Source organism: Micromonospora sp. NPDC047467, assembly GCF_040643095.1.
Classification (GTDB): domain Bacteria; phylum Actinomycetota; class Actinomycetes; order Mycobacteriales; family Micromonosporaceae; genus Micromonospora.
Genome location: NZ_JBEYTO010000003.1, coordinates 572,396 through 587,778, shown reverse-complemented (window position 1 = coordinate 587,778; position 15,383 = coordinate 572,396). Strand labels below are relative to the sequence as shown.

Sequence of the window (15,383 nt, the reverse complement as noted above, 5' to 3'; positions counted from 1 at the left end):
CGGGGTCAGCGCTGGGCGAGCAGGGCCGGCAGCCGCACGGCCAACCGCTCGTACTCGTCGGCGGTGTTGTAGACCTGACCGGTCAGCCGCAGCCAACCCCGTCCGCTCCAGTTCATCACCGCCACCTCGGTGGCGAGGCGTTCACCGATCCGCGTCTGTAGCGCCCGCGCCGCGTCGATGGTGGTGGCCGTGCCGGCCGGCAGGGGAATGAGACGCAGGGCCACCCCCGGCCCGCCCGGGTCGGGCAGTTGGGCGGGGGGCACCCCGAGCGCGTCACCGACCACCCGCTGCCCGTACGCGGCGAGCGCGGCATTGTGCTCACGGACCCGGTCGACGCCGAGGCTTCGCAGTGTGAACAACCCCGCCGGGGCGGCCAGCCAGGCCGTGTAGTCGAGGGTGGCCTGCCACTCCACGCGGGCCGGGAAGCCGGCCTCCTGCTCCCAGGAGACCACCAGCGGTTCGATCCGGTCCCGCCACTGCGGCGCCACCGCCAGCACGGCGGTGCCCCTCGGGGCGTACCCCCACTTGTGCAGGTTGCCCGCCCAGAAGTCGGCGCCGACGCTGGCCACCGGGGTCGACAGCATGCCCGGCGCGTGCGCGGCGTCCACCAGGACCGGCACGCCGTGTTCCCGGGCCACCCCGACGATGGCGGCGGTCGGAAAGAGCCGGGCGGTGGCCGAGGTGAGCTGGTCGACGACGAGCAGCCGGGTCCGCCCCGGCCGCAGACCGGCGCGGATGGTCTGCACGATCTGCTCGTCGGTGGCGGCCAGCGGGATCGGCAGGACCCGGCTGACCGCTCCGGTCCGGCGGCACTCCCGCTGGATGGCCAGGCTCACCGCGCCGTACCCGTGATCGGTGCTCAACACCTCGTCGCCGGCTCGCAGGCCGAGTGACTGGAGCACCACGGCGACGGCGGTCGTGGTGTTGCCGACCAGGGCGCTGCCGTCCGGGTCGGCGCCCAGGAAACCGGCGAGGTGCCGGCGGGTGTGCGCGATCCGGTCGACGAGCCCCTGGGTGAAGAAGCGCAGCGGGTTGGACTCCATCTCGTCGCGCAGCCGCTGCTGGGCCCGCTGTACGCCGATCGGCACCGCGCCGAACGAGCCGTGGTTGAGGTGACTGACCGCCGGGTCGAGGGAGAACAGCAGGCGGGCGCCCGGGATCGGCTCGGGGGGCTGCGGGACGGTCACACGATGATCGTAACCGCCGAGGTCCCTCGCCCTCCGCTCCTTGATCAGGCGCGGGGGTGTGCCTGGCGGTACGCGGCCCGCAGCCGCTCCACCGAGACGTGCGTGTAGATCTGGGTGCTGGCCAGCGACGAGTGACCGAGCAACTCCTGAACGGCCCGGAGGTCCGCCCCGCCCTCCAACAGGTGGGTGGCGGCGGAGTGACGCAGCCCGTGCGGGCTGGTCCTGGGAAGGCCGACGGCCTCGGCGTACCCGCCGACGATTTGCCGCGCGGTCGTCGGGTTGAGCCGCCCACCCCGGGCGCCGAGCAGCAGCGCGTCCCCCGAGTGGTCGCCGACCAGTGCCGGGCGACCCCGCCGCAACCAGTCGTCGAGGGCTCGCTGGGCGGGAACCCCGTACGGCACCGAGCGCTCCCGCCCGCCCTTGCCGAACACCCGGATCACCCGACGTCCGTGGTCGACGTCCCCGACATCCAGGCCGCAGGCCTCGCTGATCCGCACGCCGGTGGCGTAGAGCAGTTCCAGCAGCACCCGGTCGCGCAGCGGCACCGCCTCGGCCGCCGTTGTCGCGGCGGGGTCGGGTGGCATCCGTCGGGCCGGTGCCTCGACCAGGGCGGCGGCCTGGTCGGCGCGCAGGACGGCGGGTAGCTCCCGGTGCGCGCGAGGGCTGGCCAACCCGGTGCCGACGTCGACGTTCAGCAACCCGGCCCGGTGCGCCCAGGCGCTGAACGCCCGCGCCGACGCCGCCCGACGGGCCAGCGAGGTGCGGGCGGCGCCGGTGGTGCGCTGGCGGGCCAACCAGCTGCGCAACACCGACAGGTCCAGCTCGGCCAGGTCGACGCACCCCATCCGTACGGCGTGGTCGAGCAGTGAGACCAGGTCGGTGACGTACGCGCGGACGGTGTGCGTCGAGCGGTTGCGGACCCGGGACAGGTGGTCGGCGAAGTCGTCGACCGCGTCGCGCAGCGCCGGTGGCAGCTCCTGGTGGGTGACCCGGGTGCCCCGGGCGGACCGGCTCATCGCCGCCACGCCGACGGCGTCGCAGAGCGGGCCGGTTGTTCGTCTCGTGCACCGGGGTTGGCAGCTGGCACGCCATCAGCCTACGGGCGAGGGTCTCCTGCCGCCGGTGTCGCAACGGGCGTCCACTCACTCTGCTCCGGATGCTTCTGCCGTGTTCGCCGCAGCTTGACGCCCGGGCTGGGCGGACGGTACGAGGGCATAGCCGTCGTCGCGACGGACCACCATGGACAACTCCTCCAACAGGGACAGTTTGCGCAACGCGGTCCGCAGGTCGACACCGGCGCGTGCGGCGAGCGCGTCCACATCCCGTACGCCCCGGCGGGGCAGCGCCTCCAGTAGCGCTCGTGCGTCGTCGTCGAGGGTGTCGGCGGGTCGCTGCGGGCCTCGGGCGAGCGGGGCGAGGTCCGCGCCGATCCGGCCCACCTCCTCGAGTACGTGTGCCACACCGGTGACCAGCCGTGCCTTCGACTGCTCGCGGAGCAACTCGTGCGCGCCGACGGACATCGCCGAGGTCACCGGCCCGGGGACCACCATCGCGACCCGGCCGGTGTAGATGGCCCGTCGGGCGGTCTGCGTCGCGCCGCTGCGCGCCGACGCCTCCACCACCACGGTGCCGACGGTGCCCCCGGCGATGACCCGATTGCGGATCAGGAACCGGGGCCGTAGCGGCTCGGCGCCGGGCGGCCACTCGCTGACCAGCAGCCCGGTGTCGGCGATCCGGTCGAAGAGCGCGGTGTTGCCGACCGGGTACGGCCGATCCAATCCGCAGGCCAGCACCGCGACGGTCAGCCCGCCGGCGTTGAGAGCGCCCCGGTGGGCGGCCGCGTCGATGCCGAACGCGCCGCCGGAGACGACCGTCCAGTCCCGCTCCGCCAGCCCGTACCCCAGTTCGGTGGCGACGTGCAGGCCGTAACCGGTGGCGGCGCGTGCTCCGACCACGGCCACCGAGCGGTCCAGGGCCTCGCCCAACGGCCAGCTTCCGCGTACCCAGAAGCAGAGTGGCGGGGCGGTCTCGGCGTCCACCCGGCGGCTGGCCTCCGGCAGGCGCAGGTTGGCCAGGTCGGCCACCCTGGCCGGCCACTCCTCGTCGTCCGGGGTGACCAGCCGAGCGCCGAGCCGGTCCGCCCGGTCCAGGGCCTCGGCCGCCACCGCCCGCGCGTCGCCTGCCGCCGACCGGGCCGCCACCGTGCTGTGCAACCAGCCGTCGGGGCTGCCGCCGTCGAGCAGCAGATCCAGGGTCGCCACCGGGCCGAGCCGTTCGACCAACTGGTACACCACGCGGGTGCCCGGTTCGGCCAACCAGGTCAGTGCGACCCGGGCCAGCCTGCCCTCATCGTCGGCGCTCACGCCGCCTCCCCCGTCCGTAGTTGGATCGCCTCCCGCACGTCATCGCGGTCCGGCCGGTCCCTGCCATCCAGATCGGCGATGGTCCAGGCCATTCGGATCACCCGATCGAAGCCCCGCGCCGACAGCGAGCCGGAGTCGAGCCGGCCACGCAGTTCGGCGGTGACCTGGGCGGGTAGCCGCCACGGCGGTCGGCGCAGGTGCGGACCGTCCACCTCGGCGTTGAGGCGCCGCCCGATGTCGGCCCAGCGTTTGGCCGCCGCCTGCCGGGCCGCCGCCACCCGGGCGGCGACCGTCGCCGAGGACTCGGCGTCACCCTCGGACGCCATCAGCTGCGCGGCCCGCAGCGGCATGAGCCGGACCTGCACGTCGATGCGGTCGAGCAGCGGCCCGGACAGCCGGCCCAGGTAGCGGCGGCGGACCAGCGGGCTGCACTCGCAGTGCGCGTCGCCGGCCGGCTGGGCACACGGGCACGGGTTGGCGGCCAGCACCAACTGCGTCCGGGCCGGGTAGACCGTGCCGCCCCCGCTGCGGCTCAGTTGGATGCGGCCCTGCTCCAAGGGCTGACGCAACGCCTCCAGCGCGCCCTTGCTGAACTCGGGAGCCTCATCCAGAAAGAGCACACCCCGGTGTGCCAGTGACACCGCGCCGGGTCGGGCCAGCCCCGAGCCGCCACCGACCAGCGCCGGGATGGTCGCGGTGTGGTGCGGTGCCTGGAACGGCGGGCGGCGCAGCAGCCGGCCGCCCGGTGGCAGCAGCCCGGCGACCGAGTGCAGCGCCGTGACCTCCAGCGCCGCGTCGTCGTCCAACTCGGGCAGGATCGACGGCAGCCGTTCGGCGAGCATGGTCTTGCCGGCGCCCGGAGGGCCGAGCAGTGCCACGTGGTGCCCGCCCGCGGCGGCGACCTCCAACGCGCGCCGGCCCATCTGCTGCCCGGCGACGTCGGCGAGGTCCGGCCCGTCGACCGCCGGTGCCGGGGTGGCCGCCGGCGGTTCGATCAGCGGACTGCCGTCGCGAACGAAGGCGACCAGCCGGTGCAGGGTGTCCACCGCCCGCACCCGTACGCCGGGGATGACCGAAGCCTCGGCGGCGTTGCCGGCCGGCACGATCACCCGCCCGACACCGGCCTGGGCTGCGGCGGCGACCATCGGCAGGACCCCGCGCACCGGCCGGACCGTCCCGTCCAGCCCCAACTCCCCGAGGACCACCACCCCCTCCAGGGGCAGCAGTGGCAGCTCACCCGAGCCGCCCAGCAGAGCGGCGGCGATGGCCAGGTCGAACGCCGAGCCGAATTTCGGCAGCGTGGCCGGCAGCAGGTTCAGCGTGATCCGTCGGTTCGGCCAGCGCTGGCCGGAGTTGACCACAGCGGCGCGAACCCGGTCGCGGGCTTCGTGCAGGGCGGTGTCCGGCAGCCCGGAGATCACCACAGCCGGCAGGCCGGCGGCCAGGTCGACCTCGACCTCGACGAGGTGGCCGGTGACCCCGACCAGCCCCACGCAGAGCACCTTCGCGTAGCTCACGGCACGTCACCGCCGGCCTGGTCCCGCGCGGCGCGCATCTCAGAACGCACCCTTGAGGTGGTCGACCCGGGCCGGGCCGGCGTCGGGCAACCGCACCGAGAGCACGTCGAACCGCACCTCGTCTGCGGTCGTCCCGGTCTCGGCCAGCCAGCGCGCGGCGAGCCCGCGCAGCCGGCGGGCCTTGGCCGGTACGACGGCCTCCGCCGGGGTGCCGAAGGCGTCGCCCCGACGGGTCTTCACCTCGCAGAAGGCGAGCACCGGCCCGTCCCAGGCGATGATGTCGATCTCCCCCTCCGGGCAGCGCCAGTTCCGGGCGATGGGGCGCAGCCCCGCCTCGGTCAGGTGCTGGGCGGCGCAACGCTCGCCGTACGCGCCGACTGCCTGGTTCCGCTTCGTCATGGCCGGCACGGTGCCCGCCGAGACAGGAACGCCGCGACCCCGAAGGCTGTCGCCTGTGGACGACGGGTGTCCTGTGGACAACCGGACGATCATGTCCATCGCGTGCTACGGGAGCATCGTCGAGGACGTGTCCGGGCTGGTGGGCGACCACTCAACGGGTGGGCCTGAAATGGCGTCGGCGCAGCCTGTCGCATACGGTGCCGGACGTGGACGGACGACGGAGTTTCCCCGAAGACCAGGAGCCGCGCTGGTATTCCGACGAGCGGGGGCGCGGCTACGGCGAGTCGGAGTGGCGTGGCGCGGGCGAACCGCGATACCGCGACAGCGAGGTTCCCGAGCAGCGGGGCACCGAGACGGATCGCTCCGGCGAGAGCGAGTCCGGCCGGTTCGCGGCGGTGCCCGACCGGCTCGGCGAGCCGAGCTCCGGGCGCTTGGGCGCGGTGGACGGCGCTCGCTTCGGCACTGCGGAGGCTGACTCGGGTCGCTTCGGGGCTGTCGAGGCGCAGGCTGGGCGGTTCGGCACTGCGGAGGCTGACTCGGGTCGCTTCGGGGCCGTGGATGCCGCCCGCTTCGCCCCGGCGGAACCTGACTCCGGTCGCTTCGAGGCGCAGGGCGGGCGGTTCGGTTCGCCCGAGGCCGACTCCGGACGATTCGGGGCCGTGGATGCGCAGGCTGGGCGGTTCGGTACGCCCGAGGGGGAGTCCGGGCGCTTCGCAGCGGTCGACCCGCTCGGTGACGCCCGGCCGGACGCGGATGGTTACCGGGCCACCCGATCGCGGCGGGCGGACCGGGACCCCTCGGAGGTCTCCGGCGAGCTGCCCGGACGCCGGGCTGCTCGGGAGTCGACCGCGACTGGCGCGCCGCTTACCGCGGGTCGCGACGAGGCCGCACGCGAGGTGGCGCCCGCGGGCGACCCGGCGGTGGGTGTGCTCGCCGACCAGGCTCGCCCGGCACCACTGGGCGGGTACCCGATCGTCGAGCCGACCCGGGGCGGCGACTCGCCGCACCCGCTGGAGATGCCGACCGGCCCGATGACCCCGATCAGCCCTCGGGGTGGGCTGCCGGCGGGCGAGCCGTCGGTGTATCCGCCGGCCGCCGACGGCGTCTATCGGACCCGCCGGCCGGTGTTGGCCGTACTCTTCGCCCTGCTGGTGTTGATCTTCGAAGTCCCCGCGCTGCGGGTGCTGCTGGCGGGCGTGACAGGTGATCCGGTGGACTCCGGGAACGTGGTGGTGGGCATTGCCCTGGTCGCCGGGCTGCCGATCTTCGCGATCGGGCTGTACGGGCTGCGTACCGGAGGTTTGGCGCTTTCCGACGGCGGACGGGGCTGGCTGCGCCCCCCGACTGCCTATCTGACGGTCGGCCTGGGCCTCTTCCTCGCCGCGGCGCTCGCCGCCGGCTGACCCGCAGCCCGCCCGTCGCGGCCGATGATGCACGCGACAACCAGGAAATAGTGGCCTCCGGTGACCCGGAGGCCACTATTTCCATGAACTAGCGCGATCTTCCCCGTGACTGGCGCAATCAGGCGGGGAGTGGCGGTGCAGCACCCGAGGGCCGCAGAGCGGGTGAGGGGCGTACACTGGCCAACTGGCGACCGCCTCGTGCGGTCGACCTCGCGCGCCCTCTCCACGAATCGTCGTGGGGCGACGGCCTCCCTGGTCCCGATCTTGATCGGGTCCACCATGGGCCGGCGACCAGGCGCCAGGACGCCCGGCCACCGGCCGGGCGTGACAACCAGGGACCTTGAGGAGTACCCCAACCATGGCCGTCGTGACCATGCGCCAGCTGCTGGAGAGCGGTGTCCACTTCGGGCACCAGACCCGGCGCTGGAACCCGAAGATGAAGCGCTTCATCATGACCGAGCGCAACGGCATCTACATCATCGACCTGCGCCAGACCCTCGAGTACATCGAGAAGGCGTACGAGTTCGTGCGTGGGACCGTCGCCGAGGGTGGCAGCATCCTCTTCGTCGGCACCAAGAAGCAGGCCCAGGAGGCCATCGCCGAGCAGGCGACCCGGGTCGGTCAGCCGTACGTCAACCACCGCTGGCTCGGTGGCATGCTGACCAACTTCCAGACGGTGTACAAGCGGCTCCAGCGGATGAAGGAGCTGGAGGCTCTGGGTGACCTCAGCGGCACCGCCGCCGGTTACACCAAGAAGGAGACCCTGCAGCTCTCCCGCGAGAAGATCAAGCTGACCCGCACCCTCGGTGGTCTGCGGGACATGCAGAAGCTGCCGGCCGCGGTCTGGATCGTCGACACCAAGAAGGAGCACATCGCCGTCGACGAGGCCCGCAAGCTGGGCATCCCGGTGATCGCGGTGCTGGACACCAACTGTGACCCGGACGAGGTCGACTTCCCGATCCCGGGTAACGACGACGCGATCCGCTCGGCCGAGCTGCTGACCAAGGTCGTCGCCGCCGCCGTCGCGGACGGTCTGATCGCCCGTTCCGGCCGTCGCCGGGGCGCCGACGAAAAGCCCGAGGGTGTCGCGACCGACGAGCCGCTGACCGAGTGGGAGCGCGAGCTTCTCGAGCCGAAGAAGGCCGACGAGTCGGCCGCCCCGGCCGAGCAGCCCGCCGCTGCCGCCGCCGAGCAGCCCGCCGCCCCGGCCGAGCAGCCGGCGCAGGCCGCCACCGAGCAGCCGGCGGCCGCGACCGCGGAGTGACCGCACCGTCGCTGCCCCGCCGTCCGTTTTCCGAAACGGCGGGGCAGCGGCGGTACGCCGGGCACGAACCGCCCGGATCCGGGTAACCGGCACCTCTGACCATCCACACGCCGCCTCAACATCGAAGAGAGAGCCATGTCCCAAATCACCGCCGCGGACGTCAAGAAGCTCCGCGACCTCACCGGCGCCGGCATGATGGACAGCAAGAAGGCGCTGACCGAGGCCGAGGGCGACTTCGACAAGGCCATCGAGATCCTGCGCGTCAAGGGCGCCAAGGACGTCGGCAAGCGGGCCGGCCGTACGGCCGCCAACGGCCTGGTCGCCCACTCCGGCAAGGCGCTGCTCGAGCTCAACTGCGAGACCGACTTCGTCGCCAAGACCGAGTCGTTCATCGCGCTGGCCCAGCAGCTGGTCGAGCACGGTGAGCGCGCCGGTGTGAACACCGCCGAGGAGCTGCTCGCCACCGAGCTCGACGGCAAGGTCGTCGCGGACCTGATCCAGGAGCAGTCCGCCAAGATCGGCGAGAAGCTGGTGCTCAACCGGTTCGCCCGGGTCGAGGGCACCATCGCCGTCTACCTGCACCGCAAGGCCCAGGACCTGCCGCCGGCCGTTGGTGTGCTGGTGTCGTACACCGGCAAGACCGATGAGGCGGGCGACGCTGACGCCCGTGGTGTGGCCATGCAGATCGCCGCGATGCGGCCGAAGTACCTCACCCGGGACGAGGTTCCGGCCGAGGTCGTCGAGTCCGAGCGGCGCATCGCCGAGCAGACCGCCCGCGAGGAGAACAAGCCCGAGGCGGCCCTGCCGAAGATCATCGAGGGTCGGGTGAACTCCTTCTTCAAGGACTACGTCCTGATCGATCAGGCGTCGGTGGCCGACAACAAGAAGTCGGTGAAGCAGATGCTGGCCGAGGCTGGCATCGAGGTCACCAGCTTCGTGCGGTTCGAGGTCGGCCAGGCCTGAGCCGCCACCGGGCGCCGTGGGCGCCCGTGGGCAGGAGACGTCGACGAGGAGGCCGCCGGTGTACGTGACAGGCACCGCGGCCTCCTCGTCACATAGGGTCGTCAGCGGCAGGTTCGCGGTAACGCACGCACGGGGCGTGCGGTGGGGAAGGCGGGGCGGATGACGCAGGTTGTGAGTGACCGGACGCTGGCGATGGACGATCCGACGGCGCCGCCGCCCGGTCGTGCCCGCCGGGTGGTGCTGAAGCTTTCCGGTGAGGTGTTCGGCGGTGGCGCGATCGGCGTCGACCCGGACGTCGTCCAGGCGATCGCCCGGCAGATCGCCACCGTGGTCCGCCGTGGTGTGCAGGTCTCCGTGGTGGTTGGCGGCGGCAACTTCTTCCGCGGCGCGGAGTTGCAGAAGCGTGGGATGGACCGGGCCCGCGCCGACTACATGGGCATGCTCGGCACCGTGATGAACTGCCTCGCCCTCCAGGACTTCCTGGAGAAGGAGGGCATCGAGACCCGGGTGCAGAGTGCCATCACGATGGCCCAGGTCGCCGAGCCGTACATCCCGCTGCGGGCGATCCGGCACCTGGAGAAGGGCCGTGTGGTCATCTTCGGCGCCGGCGCCGGCATGCCGTACTTCTCCACCGACACCGTGGCCGCCCAGCGGGCGCTGGAGATCCGGGCCGACGTGGTGCTGATGAGCAAGAACGGCGTGGACGGCGTCTACACCGCCGACCCGCGGATCGACCCCACCGCCAGCAAGCTCGACTCGATCACCTTCTCCGAGGTGCTGCGCCGCAACCTGCGGGTGGCCGACGCGGCGGCGTTCAGCCTCTGCATGGAGAACGGCCTGCCGATGCTGGTCTTCGGTGCGCAGGGTGACGACACCATCATCCGCGCGGTGGGTGGCGACAAGATCGGCACCCTGATCACCGCCTGATCCTCGCCCCACCGGGGCGCCGGCAACGGCGGTCTGACGACTTTCAGCAGCCCACGACGAGCACAGAAGGAGGCGAGGAGACCGGTGATCGACGACACCCTCCTCGAGGCCGAGGAGAAAATGGAGCGTGCGGTCGAGCACGCCAAGGAGGAGTTCGGCGCCATCCGTACCGGTCGCGCCAACGCCGCCATGTTCTCCAAGGTCATCATCGACTACTACGGCACGCCCACTCCGCTGACGCAGATGGCGTCCATCGCGGTCCCCGAGCCGCGGATGGCCATCATCAAGCCGTACGACAACTCGCAGATCAACGCGATGGAGAAGGCGATCCGTGACTCGGACCTCGGGGTGAACCCGAACAACGAGGGCAACCAGCTGCGCATCCTGCTCCCGCAGATGACCGAGGAACGCCGCCGCGACATGATCAAGGTGGCTCGGCACAAGGGCGAGGAGGCCAAGGTGGCGATCCGCAACGTCCGCCGCCGTGGCAAGGAGGAGCTGGACCGGATCGTCAAGGACGGCGAGGCCGGCGAGGACGACGGCCGGCGCGCCGAGAAGGAACTGGACGACCTGACCCAGCGCTACGTCGCCAGTATCGACGACCTGGTCAAGCACAAGGAGACCGAGCTGCTGGAGGTCTGAGGACCCACCGCCGCTGCGCAGTCGACGCGAGGCCCGACCCTGATCCGGGGCCGGGCCTCGTGCCGTCCAGCGACATGTGGGGAGAGGCCCTGGCCCCGACCTCCCGTTCGGATCGGCGCCGGTGGATCGACGGCCGGCGTGGATCGGCCGCCGGCCGCCGGGCAGCCGAGCCTGGGCTGGTGTCGCACCGCTCGCCGAGCGTGGTGAAATGGCCGAGGCCCTCGTCCGCCTCGCCCCGGCGGCGTGTGCAGTAGGCTCGTCAGGATTCCCGGCCACCGGGCGGTGAACACCGGGGATCGACCGACCGTCGGGGCGGTCAATCAGAGGAACATCGCGCTTGTAGGGGATGCTTGTGGTCTTGCGTCATGTGGTGGTTCTCGTGCCGCGTCGCGGTGCGTGATGTCCCACCCCGACCCCTACACAGGCGAGCCTCGCGGCTGGGACCGACCGGACCGCCGGGTGGCCCTGCCCTGGCCCGAGCAGGAGCTTGAGGCGGGCCAGTGGAGCCGCGGTCCGGCCGCCGGCCCCGAGCTGTACGCCGAGCCACGCACCCGCCCCGACGTCGAGCCGCACCCGGCAGGCCCGTACGACGAGCGCGGGCGGGCAGCCCGCGCGGACGACCGGGGCCGCTTCGACGACCGGGACCGGCACGAGGGCGACCGGAACCAGGCCGACCGGTTCGACGACCGGAGCCGCTCCGGCCGGTACGACGACCGCCCGCCAACAGCCGACGGCCCGGTCCGCTACGACGAACCCGACGGTCCGGTCCGTTACGACGACCGTGACGGTCCGGTTCGGTACGACGACCGTGACGGTCCGGTTCGCTACGACGAACCTGGCGGTCCCGTGCGGTACGACGACCGTGACGGTCCGGTCCGCTACGACGATGACGCCGATTATCCGACCGCCCAGCTCGCGCCGATCGGGGCCGAACTCGCGCCGGACCTGGACCCGGGCCCGGTGACCGACCCGGAGCCGCCGGCCGGTCGACGGTCGAAGGGCCGACGGCGGGCCAGCGCCGACCGACCGGCCACCCAGCAGGTGGGCACCGGGCGCGCCGGCCGGAATTTGCCGGCGGCCATCGGGGTCGGGCTCAGCCTCGGCGCGCTGATCGTGGTGCCGCTGGTCTTCTACCCCCAGGCGTTCCTCGTGGTGGTCGCCGCCGCCGTCGCTGTCGGCATCTGGGAGATGACCCGGGCGGTCCGACGCAGTGGCGCGCACCCGCCGCTGGTGCCGTTGGTCGCCGGTGGCGTGCTGACCATCGGCCTGGCGTGGTTCGCCGGCCCCGATGCGCTCAGCCTGGGTCTGCTGGTCACCGTCCTGGGTACGATGATCTGGCGGTTGGGTGACGGTCCGGCCGGCTTCCAACGGGATCTGACCGCGGCGACCCTGATCGCGGTCTACGTGCCGTTCCTCGGTGGGTTCGCTGCGCTGCTGGCGGCGTCCCCCGACGACGGGCCGCTGCGCATCCTGGCGACGCTGGTCGCGGTGGTCCTGTCCGACACGGGTGGGTACGCGGCCGGTGTCTCCTTCGGCCGCCACCCGATGGCGCCGTCGATCAGCCCGAAGAAGTCCTGGGAAGGGTTCGCCGGCTCGGTCACGGCGGCGGCGCTGGGCAGCGCCCTGCTGCTGTGGCTGCTGCTCGACGTGGCGCCCTGGTGGGGTGCCCTGTTCGGGGTGGCTGTCTCCGGTGCGGCGGTCCTCGGTGACCTCGCCGAGTCGATGATCAAGCGGGACCTCGGCGTCAAGGACATGAGCAACCTGCTGCCCGGGCACGGTGGCCTGATGGACCGGCTGGACTCGATCCTGTTCGCGCTGCCCACCGCGTACCTGTTGCTGGTGGTCTTCGTGCCGGTGGTGGGGTGAGGCATGGATCACGGCGGTCCGACCCTCTCGATCCGTCGGCCGGGTCGGCTTCGGGACCTCCGGACGGGTGTCCGCGGCCGATGGCGTGACACACTGGACCAGCCATGACGAGCCTGCCGTTGATCCCCGCCCTCTCGGACGCCGCCGCCGCACGCCGAGCCTCCATGCCGCCCCAGCACCTTGCCGACCTGGACCTGGCCGGCCGCCAGGCGCTGGTCACCGAGCTGGGTGAGCCCGCGTTCCGCGCCCGGCAGGTCTCCAACCACTACTTCGGGCGGCTGGTCCGCGACCCGCAGGAGATGACCGACCTGCCGGCGGCGAGCCGGGAACGGCTGGCCGGCCAGCTGCTCCCCACGCTGCTCAACCCGGTGCGCGAGCTGGCCTGTGACGACGGCGCGACCCGCAAGGCGCTCTGGCGGCTGCACGACGGCGCGCTGGTGGAGAGCGTGCTGATGGGCTACCCGGACCGTGTCACGGTCTGTATCTCCAGCCAGGCGGGTTGCGGCATGGCCTGCCCGTTCTGCGCCACCGGGCAGGCTGGGCTCACCCGCAACCTGTCCACGGCCGAGATCGTCGACCAGGCGGTCTACCTGGCCGGTGTGGCGGCCTCCGGCGCGGTCGCCGGCTCACCGTCGCGGCTGTCGCACGTCGTCTTCATGGGCATGGGCGAGCCACTGGCCAACTACAACCGGGTGATCGCGGCGATCCGCCGGCTGGTCAGCCCCGCCCCGGAGGGTCTGGGCCTGTCGCAGCGGCACATCACCGTTTCCACGGTCGGCCTGGTCCCGGCCATCCGCCGACTGGCCAGCGAAGACCTCTCTGTGACCCTTGCGTTGTCGTTGCACGCCCCCGATGATGATCTGCGCGACGAACTCGTGCCGGTAAACCAGCGCTGGAAGGTTGCCGAGGTGCTGGACGCAGCGTGGGACTACGCCGCGCGGACGGGCCGCCGCGTGTCGATCGAGTACGCAATGATCAAGGACGTGAACGACCAGCCGTGGCGAGCCGATCTGCTCGGGCGGCTGCTGGCCGGCAAGTTGGCGCACGTGAACCTCATTCCGCTCAATCCGACGCCGGGCAGCCGCTGGGACGCGAGCTCGAAGCCGGTCGAGCGGGAGTTCGTCCGGCGGTTGCGCGACGCCGGGGTGTCCACCACCGTGCGGGACACCCGAGGTCGTGAGATCGACGGCGCGTGTGGCCAGCTCGCCGCCGCCGAGGACACCGACACCAACACCGACCGCGCCGGAGAGGCACCGGCGTGACCGGGCGTGGCGAACGAGACCAGGAGACATAGTGGCGAGTCAGGGTCAGCGTTTCCGGCGCAAGGCGCTCCGCCGGGGATACAAGGTCGACGAGGTGGATGCCTTCCTCGACCGGGTCGAGGCGACGCTCGACGGCCGTCAGGTCGGCGCGCCGGTGGCCTCCCAGGAGGTCCACGACGTCGTCTTCCGGGTCCGGTTCAACGGCTATGACGAGTGGCAGGTCGACCTGCACCTGGACCGGGTCGAGCGGCAGTTGGCCGAGCTGGAGGAGCGCACCAGCGCCGGGCGCGGTGGCGACCCCCGGATGGCTGACCGGTTGGGCCCGCCGGACCGGATGGGTCCGCCGATGCGCGACGACCGCGGCATGCAGCCCCTGCCTCCCCGGCCGATGCCGGCGCAGTCCGGGCCGCCCGCCGATCGCTACGGCCGCTACGACGAGCCGACGGGCGCCTTCGCTGGCGGTTACGACAACCCCCGCGGCGGGTACGACGCGCCGCGCGGCCCGGGTGGCCCCGGCCAGATGGGTCCTGGCGGTCCGATGGGTGGGCATGGTGGTGTCCCGCCGCGTGGCCTGCCCGCCGGCCCCGGTGGCTACGGCCCTCCCGATGACCAGCGGATGCCCGGTGGCTACGGCCCGCCGGACGACCAGCGGATGCCGGGTGGCTACGGCCCTCCCGATGACCAGCGGATGCCGGGTGGCTACGGCCCGCCGGACGACCAGCGCACGCCCGGCGGCTACCCGCCGGAGGAGCCGCGCTTCGACGGCTTCGAGGCCGGTCGGCACGGTCGCGCCGACATGACCGCCGAGATCCGGATGCCCGAGCGGGAGCTGCGCGACATGCGTCGTGGCCCGGCCGGCCCGCCCCCGATGCCGCAGCAGGGCATGGGTGGCCCGCCGATGGCCGGTCCGCCCGCCGTCGCCGGCCCGCCGATGGGTGGCCCGCCGATGGCCGGCCCGCCCGGCAGCGACCTGTACCGGGTCGACCAGATCCGCCGCAGCTTCCAGGTGCGCCGCTTCGGCAGCGGGTACGACCCGGACCAGGTGGACCGGTTCTTCGACAGCCTGCTCGGTGGAATGCAGGGCCGCAACCCGATGCCGGTCAACCCGAAGGACCTCGACACGCTCCGGTTCGGCCTGGTGCCCGGCGGCTACTTCGAGGCCGAGGTCGACGCCGCGCTCAAGGACGTCCAGGACATCCTCTTCGGGCGCTGACGCCGACGACGCGTACGGACGAGGGCCCGTCCCCCGGGTGGGGGCGGGCCCTCGGCGTCGTCAGCCGGTCGTCCGGCGGCCGGTCGGGTCAGGAGCGCAGGCCGTTGCGCCGCAGTACGGCGTCGCCGATCACGATGATCAGCAGCAGCGCGGCCAGGCCGACCAGCCAGATGTCCTCGACCCTGCCCTCGTGGTTGCCGCAGATCATCGCCAGCAGCACCAGCGCGGTCAGCACCGCGCCGATTCGCCCGGACTTCCGGTGCCCGGGCTTGTGCTGGTCTGGCGACGTTACCGGCTCGCTTCCTGCCACTGTCGGTCCTTCCCTCGCGATCGGATCTTTGGTTAGTCTGGCACGCCTCCTGCCCGGGGCGACGCGG

The 15,383-nt window shown here is 72.7% G+C and carries 14 protein-coding genes; 8 read left to right on the top strand and 6 right to left on the bottom strand.

The features are described from left to right. Positions 1-5: 5 nt before the first annotated feature. From ABZ780_RS11350 to ABZ780_RS11330, 5 genes are all read right to left on the bottom strand, one after another. Complete coding sequence (locus tag ABZ780_RS11350; protein ID WP_357485701.1) at positions 6-1,187, bottom strand: aminotransferase class V-fold PLP-dependent enzyme; 1,182 nt, start codon at positions 1,185-1,187, stop codon at positions 6-8. Between the two features lie 44 nt (positions 1,188-1,231). Next, positions 1,232-2,203, bottom strand: coding sequence for a tyrosine recombinase XerC (locus ABZ780_RS11345; RefSeq protein WP_357485700.1), 972 nt, complete (start codon positions 2,201-2,203; stop codon positions 1,232-1,234). A 126-nt stretch (positions 2,204-2,329) separates the two neighbouring features. Continuing rightward, the gene (gene dprA / locus ABZ780_RS11340; RefSeq protein WP_357485698.1) at positions 2,330-3,550 is read right to left on the bottom strand and encodes a DNA-processing protein DprA; all 1,221 of its coding nucleotides are present in this window, start codon (positions 3,548-3,550) and stop codon (positions 2,330-2,332) included. Then, complete coding sequence (locus ABZ780_RS11335; protein WP_357485697.1) at positions 3,547-5,067, bottom strand: YifB family Mg chelatase-like AAA ATPase; 1,521 nt, start codon at positions 5,065-5,067, stop codon at positions 3,547-3,549. The genes dprA and ABZ780_RS11335 overlap by 4 nt, the downstream gene beginning before the upstream one ends. Before the next feature lie 39 nt (positions 5,068-5,106). Continuing rightward, positions 5,107-5,466: a YraN family protein gene (locus ABZ780_RS11330; protein WP_357011559.1), complete on the bottom strand. Its 360-nt coding sequence runs from the start codon at positions 5,464-5,466 to the stop codon at positions 5,107-5,109. Between the two features lie 206 nt (positions 5,467-5,672). Here ABZ780_RS11330 and ABZ780_RS11325 point away from each other — a divergent pair, with 206 nt between their 5' ends. From ABZ780_RS11325 to ABZ780_RS11290, 8 genes are all read left to right on the top strand, one after another. Then, positions 5,673-6,869: a hypothetical protein gene (locus ABZ780_RS11325; RefSeq protein ID WP_357485695.1), complete on the top strand. Its 1,197-nt coding sequence runs from the start codon at positions 5,673-5,675 to the stop codon at positions 6,867-6,869. Between the two features lie 358 nt (positions 6,870-7,227). Then, positions 7,228-8,133 (top strand): 30S ribosomal protein S2, encoded by a 906-nt coding sequence (gene rpsB / locus ABZ780_RS11320; RefSeq protein ID WP_357011563.1) that lies wholly within the window; start codon positions 7,228-7,230, stop codon positions 8,131-8,133. Between the two features lie 135 nt (positions 8,134-8,268). Then, positions 8,269-9,096: a translation elongation factor Ts gene (gene tsf, locus ABZ780_RS11315; protein WP_357011565.1), complete on the top strand. Its 828-nt coding sequence runs from the start codon at positions 8,269-8,271 to the stop codon at positions 9,094-9,096. Between the two features lie 159 nt (positions 9,097-9,255). Continuing rightward, positions 9,256-10,023 (top strand): UMP kinase, encoded by a 768-nt coding sequence (gene pyrH, locus ABZ780_RS11310; protein WP_110562390.1) that lies wholly within the window; start codon positions 9,256-9,258, stop codon positions 10,021-10,023. An 84-nt stretch (positions 10,024-10,107) separates the two neighbouring features. Next, entirely contained in the window at positions 10,108-10,665 is a 558-nt protein-coding gene (gene frr / locus ABZ780_RS11305; RefSeq protein WP_088946658.1) for a ribosome recycling factor, read from the top strand. Positions 10,666-11,064: 399 nt separating this feature from the next. Further along, positions 11,065-12,531 (top strand): phosphatidate cytidylyltransferase, encoded by a 1,467-nt coding sequence (locus ABZ780_RS11300; RefSeq protein ID WP_357485694.1) that lies wholly within the window; start codon positions 11,065-11,067, stop codon positions 12,529-12,531. Between the two features lie 104 nt (positions 12,532-12,635). Further along, positions 12,636-13,793 carry a 23S rRNA (adenine(2503)-C(2))-methyltransferase RlmN gene (gene rlmN, locus ABZ780_RS11295; RefSeq protein ID WP_357485692.1) on the top strand — a complete coding sequence of 386 codons (1,158 nt, stop codon included), beginning with the start codon at positions 12,636-12,638 and terminating at the stop codon, positions 13,791-13,793. A 31-nt stretch (positions 13,794-13,824) separates the two neighbouring features. After that, positions 13,825-15,006 (top strand): DivIVA domain-containing protein, encoded by a 1,182-nt coding sequence (locus ABZ780_RS11290; protein WP_357011571.1) that lies wholly within the window; start codon positions 13,825-13,827, stop codon positions 15,004-15,006. A gap of 88 nt (positions 15,007-15,094) precedes the next feature. On the opposite strand, the gene ABZ780_RS11285 is transcribed toward ABZ780_RS11290, so the two are convergent. Then, positions 15,095-15,316 carry a DUF2631 domain-containing protein gene (locus tag ABZ780_RS11285; protein WP_357011573.1) on the bottom strand — a complete coding sequence of 74 codons (222 nt, stop codon included), beginning with the start codon at positions 15,314-15,316 and terminating at the stop codon, positions 15,095-15,097. Between the last annotated feature and the right edge of the window lie 67 nt (positions 15,317-15,383).

Bases quoted from the DNA above. Each gene is read 5' to 3' on its own strand.
- rlmN (WP_357485692.1), top strand. From the start codon at position 12,636: ATGACGAGCCTGCCGTTGATCCCCGCCCTCTCGGACGCCGCCGCCGCA.
- tsf (WP_357011565.1), top strand. From the start codon at position 8,269: ATGTCCCAAATCACCGCCGCGGACGTCAAGAAGCTCCGCGACCTCACC.
- rpsB (WP_357011563.1), top strand. From the start codon at position 7,228: ATGGCCGTCGTGACCATGCGCCAGCTGCTGGAGAGCGGTGTCCACTTC.
- ABZ780_RS11330 (WP_357011559.1), bottom strand. From the start codon at position 5,466: ATGACGAAGCGGAACCAGGCAGTCGGCGCGTACGGCGAGCGTTGCGCC.
- pyrH (WP_110562390.1), top strand. From the start codon at position 9,256: ATGACGCAGGTTGTGAGTGACCGGACGCTGGCGATGGACGATCCGACG.
- ABZ780_RS11300 (WP_357485694.1), top strand. From the start codon at position 11,065: ATGTCCCACCCCGACCCCTACACAGGCGAGCCTCGCGGCTGGGACCGA.
- ABZ780_RS11345 (WP_357485700.1), bottom strand. From the start codon at position 2,203: ATGAGCCGGTCCGCCCGGGGCACCCGGGTCACCCACCAGGAGCTGCCA.